This is a genomic window from Hydrogenophaga sp. (genome assembly GCF_026125825.1).
In the GTDB taxonomy this organism is placed as follows: domain Bacteria; phylum Pseudomonadota; class Gammaproteobacteria; order Burkholderiales; family Burkholderiaceae_C; genus Hydrogenophaga.
In genome coordinates, this window is record NZ_JAHCKK010000175.1 from 1 (window position 1) to 4,228 (window position 4,228).

The 4,228-nt window shown below is 70.5% G+C and carries 5 protein-coding genes; 3 read left to right on the forward strand and 2 right to left on the reverse strand.

Annotation, left to right across the window (positions count from 1 at the left end):
* Positions 1-239 (reverse strand): hypothetical protein (locus KIT86_RS24435; RefSeq protein ID WP_297403236.1); only part of this gene is annotated, 239 nt, incomplete at its 3' end.
* 173 nt (positions 240-412) lie between these two features.
* Between KIT86_RS24435 and KIT86_RS24440 the strand changes: the two genes are divergently transcribed.
* Positions 413-1,117 carry a hypothetical protein gene (locus tag KIT86_RS24440; RefSeq protein WP_297403238.1) on the forward strand — a complete coding sequence of 235 codons (705 nt, stop codon included), beginning with the start codon at positions 413-415 and terminating at the stop codon, positions 1,115-1,117.
* 81 nt (positions 1,118-1,198) lie between these two features.
* A complete protein-coding gene (locus KIT86_RS24445) occupies positions 1,199-1,711 on the forward strand; it encodes a hemerythrin domain-containing protein (RefSeq protein WP_297403240.1) in 513 nt (170 codons plus the stop codon).
* A 9-nt stretch (positions 1,712-1,720) separates the two neighbouring features.
* Here KIT86_RS24445 and KIT86_RS24450 read toward each other — a convergent pair whose 3' ends face one another.
* Complete coding sequence (locus KIT86_RS24450; protein WP_297403242.1) at positions 1,721-2,692, reverse strand: SDR family oxidoreductase; 972 nt, start codon at positions 2,690-2,692, stop codon at positions 1,721-1,723.
* Between the two features lie 279 nt (positions 2,693-2,971).
* Between KIT86_RS24450 and KIT86_RS24455 the strand changes: the two genes are divergently transcribed.
* A partial coding sequence (locus KIT86_RS24455; protein ID WP_297403244.1) for an efflux RND transporter periplasmic adaptor subunit occupies positions 2,972-4,228 on the forward strand: 1,257 nt, incomplete at its 3' end.

A 4,228-nucleotide genomic window follows, 5' to 3' on the forward strand; every position in this document is an offset into this window, starting at 1 on the left:
GCCACCAGCCGGGGGAGCAGGCCGTCCTGCGGTTCGGCGCACTGGAGCAGGGCGGCGTCGAGGTGGATGTGGTCGCGCGCACCGATCAGCGTCTCCATCAGCGCAGCGCGCGCCGCCTGGGCATCGGCGAACACCTCGGCGTGGTTGCCACCCAAAAGAGGTTCGCCCAGGCGGCGCACCAGTTCATGGGCATGGGCGGTGTGAGCGGGAACGGGTGGGGTGGGAAAAGACAGGCTCATGGTGCGGCAGGGGCGTGGATGGCGACTCCGCGCATGGGCAAGCCGCGTGCCCGGTCCCTGCGCGGGCTGGCGTCTCGTTCGGGAACGCGCCTTGCCGTGGGATGGACGGGTGCCGAGGCCTGCGAGGGAACCGGCATCCGCATCCATTGAATCGACTTTGAAAGGACATTCCCATGGCACAACAGGACCACCGGAACCGCCAGCGTGGCGGTGACCAGCAGGAGGCTTTCAGCCCGCAACACCGCCAGCAGGGCGGCGGGTACGAATCGCCGCGCCAGCCGCAGGGCGACTACGGCCGGGGGCGCGATGACGCGTGGCAGGGCGGCAGCGACTGGCGCCGCGAGTCCCAGCGCGATCTCGGCGGTTTGCGCGGTGAGGACCACAGCCGCTACGGCCAGCGCGACCAGGACGAGCGCTACGGCTATGGCGACACTGCCCCCTACCGTGGCGACGCGCCCCGCTACGGCCAGTACGGTCTGCGCGACAACGATGAAGACCGCTACGGCGCATGGGGCGGGTCCGGCCAGGACCCGCGCGAGCGCTTCAACCGGCCCAGCGGGCTGGATCGGGACTACCGGGGCGCCGGGTACGCCGGCCCGGGTGGGTATGGCGGCGGCTATGGCGGCAGCTACAGCGGCTCGCAGTCGGGCTACAGCGGCCAACGCGACCAGCCGGAGCAGCAGTTCGACCCGGACTACAGCCAGTGGCGCCGCGAGCAGATGCGCGCGCTCGACGACGACTACAACCAGTGGCGCCAGGACCGCTTCAAGAAGTTCTCCGACGAGTTCTCCACCTGGCGGTCCAGCCGCCAGCAGAACGCCGGCAAGAACGAGAGTGGCTCCTCACCGTCGGGCAAGCAGAACAAGGACAACAGCTGACGCCTGCGGTGCCTGAGGCCGGGCGAGGCGCGCGCTTCGCCCGGCCATTTTTGAATGGCTTCTACTCGCAAGGAAACGCCCGTGCCCTCCGACGCCACGCCCGACGACATTGCGCAGGCCGCCCGCCGCCACGTGGTGGATGGGCTCAAAGCGACCCATCTGCGCGTGAAGCAGGCCTGCCGCCGTTTCCAGCAACTGGACGCGGGCACCGGCGCCGTGGAGCGCCAGGCCCTGGTGGTGCATGTGCTGGACGAGCTGACCGTGCATGCCGCGCTGGAGCAGGAACTGCTCTACCCCGCGCTGCGCGAGGCGGCCGGGGCCCATGCCCGGCTGGTGGAGGCCGCCGAGCGGAACCTGGTGGAGCTGCACGCGCTGATCAACCCCCTGCGCACGCTCAAGCCCGAGGGCGAGCAGCACGCCGCGCGGTTCGTGGCCCTGTGCCAGCGCGCGCTGGCGCATATGAAATGGGAAGAGGCCCGCCTGTTTCCCGGGCTGGAATCCCTGGCCGTGGATTGGGCCCGGCTGGAGGGCGGGATGGACCAGCGCCGGGAGGAGCTGGTCGTTGCCGAAGCGCCGGTGGTCGCGCCCACTTGAGGGCCGGGGTCAGATCGCGTCCACGCTGCCGGTGACCGGCAGCACCACCCCGGTGATGTAGCCCGAGCAGCAGGGCGAGGCCAGGAAGACGTAGGCCGGCGAGAGCTCCTCGGGCTGGGCGGCGCGTTGGAAATCGGTCTTTTCCCCGAAGTCCTTCACCTTGGCGGCCGGCTGGTCGCGCGGGTTCAGCGGTGTCCACACCGGGCCGGGCGCGACGGCGTTGACGCGGATGCCGCGCGGCAGCAGGTTGCTCGCCAGCGACTTGGTGAAGGCGTGGATGGCGCCCTTGGTGGCGGCGTAGTCGAGCAGGTGGGCGCTGCCGCGCAGCCCGGTGACCGAGCCGGTGTTGATGATGCAGGCGCCTTCCTTCAGGTGGGGCAGGGCGGCGCGCGTCATGCGGAAGTAGCCACCGAGGTTGGTGTCCCAGGTTTCCTTCAGGCGCTCGTCGTCGATGTCCTCGATGGACTCGGCGTGCTTCTGGAACGCGGCGTTGTTCACCAGCACGTCGAGCTTGCCAAAGGCCTCCACGGTCTCTTTCACCGCCTGTTCGCACCAGGCGGGGTCCTTCACGTCGCCCTGAAGCACCAGGCATTGGCGCCCTTCGGCTTCCACATGGCGCCGGGTCTCTTCGGCGTCCTGCTTGGAGGCGAGGTAGGCGATGGCCACGTCGGCCCCCTCGCGCGCGAACAGGATGGCCACCGCCCGCCCGATGCCGGAGTCGCCGCCGGTGATCAGCGCGGCCTGTCCCTGCAGCTTCTGGCTGCCCAGGTAGTCGGGCGCCAGGAACCGAGGGCGCAGTTCCAGATCAGATTCCTGTTCGCCGGTCTGCAGGTGCTGTTCGGGCATCGTCGTGGGCTGGCGGCGCGCACCTGTCTGGGGCGGGGCTTTCTTCGCGGCCGGGTTGCGCTTCTTGCGCTGGTCGCGGTGGTCTTGCGCCTCGTGAATGGAGGCCTGGTGCTCGGCGGTCTGGCGTCGGTTCATGCGCGTGCTCCCGGAAACGTTGAATGGGTTCGGCCCATGGCGGGGCAGGGCGCGTGCCAGCGGCCGGGCATGGGCGCGGCGCGCGCCGGGGGCGGGCGGCGGAACAATCTGCCGCAAAGGGGTTTGACGTTTTTGCGGTTTTTCTCGGAACCGGACTTTTTTGGAGACCACGGCGTGGGTTTACATTCCAGACATCTTTGCATGCGCACAATGGCAAGTTGCGGCCGCAACCGCCGACCGCCTCACCGCGCTCCCACCCCACAGCCCGTCCCGACTTCCATGCCATTGACCTTCGCCGCATCCGATGAGCCCTGCCGGGTGCCCCCCGCCGCCCTGTTCTCCGCCGCTGCTTGCGCCCCCTGGCCACCGGCCCGCGCGCGGCGCTGGGCCTGGGCGCTGGCGGGTGCGGCCGTGCTGGCGCTGGCCGCCTGCGGCGAGAAAAAGGCGCCCGCCGCGGCCCCGCCTGCCCCCACCGTCGGGTACCTCACGGTGGTGCTGCAGGCCCAGGGGCTGAGCACCGAACTGGCCGGCCGCACCCGGGCCTCGCAGAGCGCGGAAGTGCGGCCCCAGGTCTCGGGCATCCTGCAAAAGCGCCTGTTCACCGAAGGCTCGATGGTCAAGGCCGGGCAACCGCTGTACCAGATCGACTCGCGCACGCTGGAAGCCACCGTCAAGAGCGCCGAGGCGGCGCTGGCCAAGTCGCGCGCTTCCGCGCAGACCGCGCGCACCAACGCCGAGCGCAACGCCGAGCTGGTGAAGATCGACGCCATCAGCCGCCAGGTGTTCGATGAAAGCCAGGCCCAGGTGGCCCAGTCGGCCGCCGACGTGGCCGTGGCGCAGGCGGCGCTGGAGAATGCCCGCATCAACCTGCAGTACAGCCGCATCGTGGCCCCCATCAGCGGCCAGATCGACCTCTCCGCGGTGCTGCCCGGTTCGCTGGTCACCGCCAACCAGGCCCAGGCGCTGACCACCATCAGCCAGCTCGACCCCATCTATGTGGACATCACCCAGTCCAGCTCGGAGCTGCTCGAACTGCGGCGCCAGTGGCAGGCCGGCACCTTTGGCAAGGTCGACGCCGGCGGCGCGCCGGTGCGCCTGGCGCTGGAGGACGGCAGCCGCTACCCGCACCCGGGCAAGCTGCAGTTCACCGGCGCGACGGTGAGCCAGACCACCGGCGCCATCACCCTGCGCGCGGTGTTTCCCAACCCCGAGCGCCTGCTGATGCCCGGCATGTACGTGCGCGCGCGCCTGTCCACCGGCGAGGCCAGCGACGCCATCGTGCTGCCGCAGCAGGCGGTGCAGCGCGATCCGGCGGGCAAGCCCAGCGTGCAGCTCATCAATGCCGACAACAAGATCGAGAAGCGGCCCATCCGCCTGGGCCAGGCCCTGGGCGCGCAGTGGCTGGTGCTCGAAGGCCTGAAGGCGGGCGACCGCGTGATGGTCGACGGCTTCCAGAAGGCCCGCGTGGGCCAGACGGTGACGCCGCTGGCGATGCGCCTGGAGGGCAACCGCGTGGTGGAGGACAAGCCGGCCGCG

Excerpts from the sequence above, each read along its gene's own strand:
- KIT86_RS24440 (WP_297403238.1), top strand. The coding sequence starts at position 413 with ATGGCACAACAGGACCACCGGAACCGCCAGCGTGGCGGTGACCAGCAG.
- KIT86_RS24450 (WP_297403242.1), bottom strand. The coding sequence starts at position 2,692 with ATGAACCGACGCCAGACCGCCGAGCACCAGGCCTCCATTCACGAGGCG.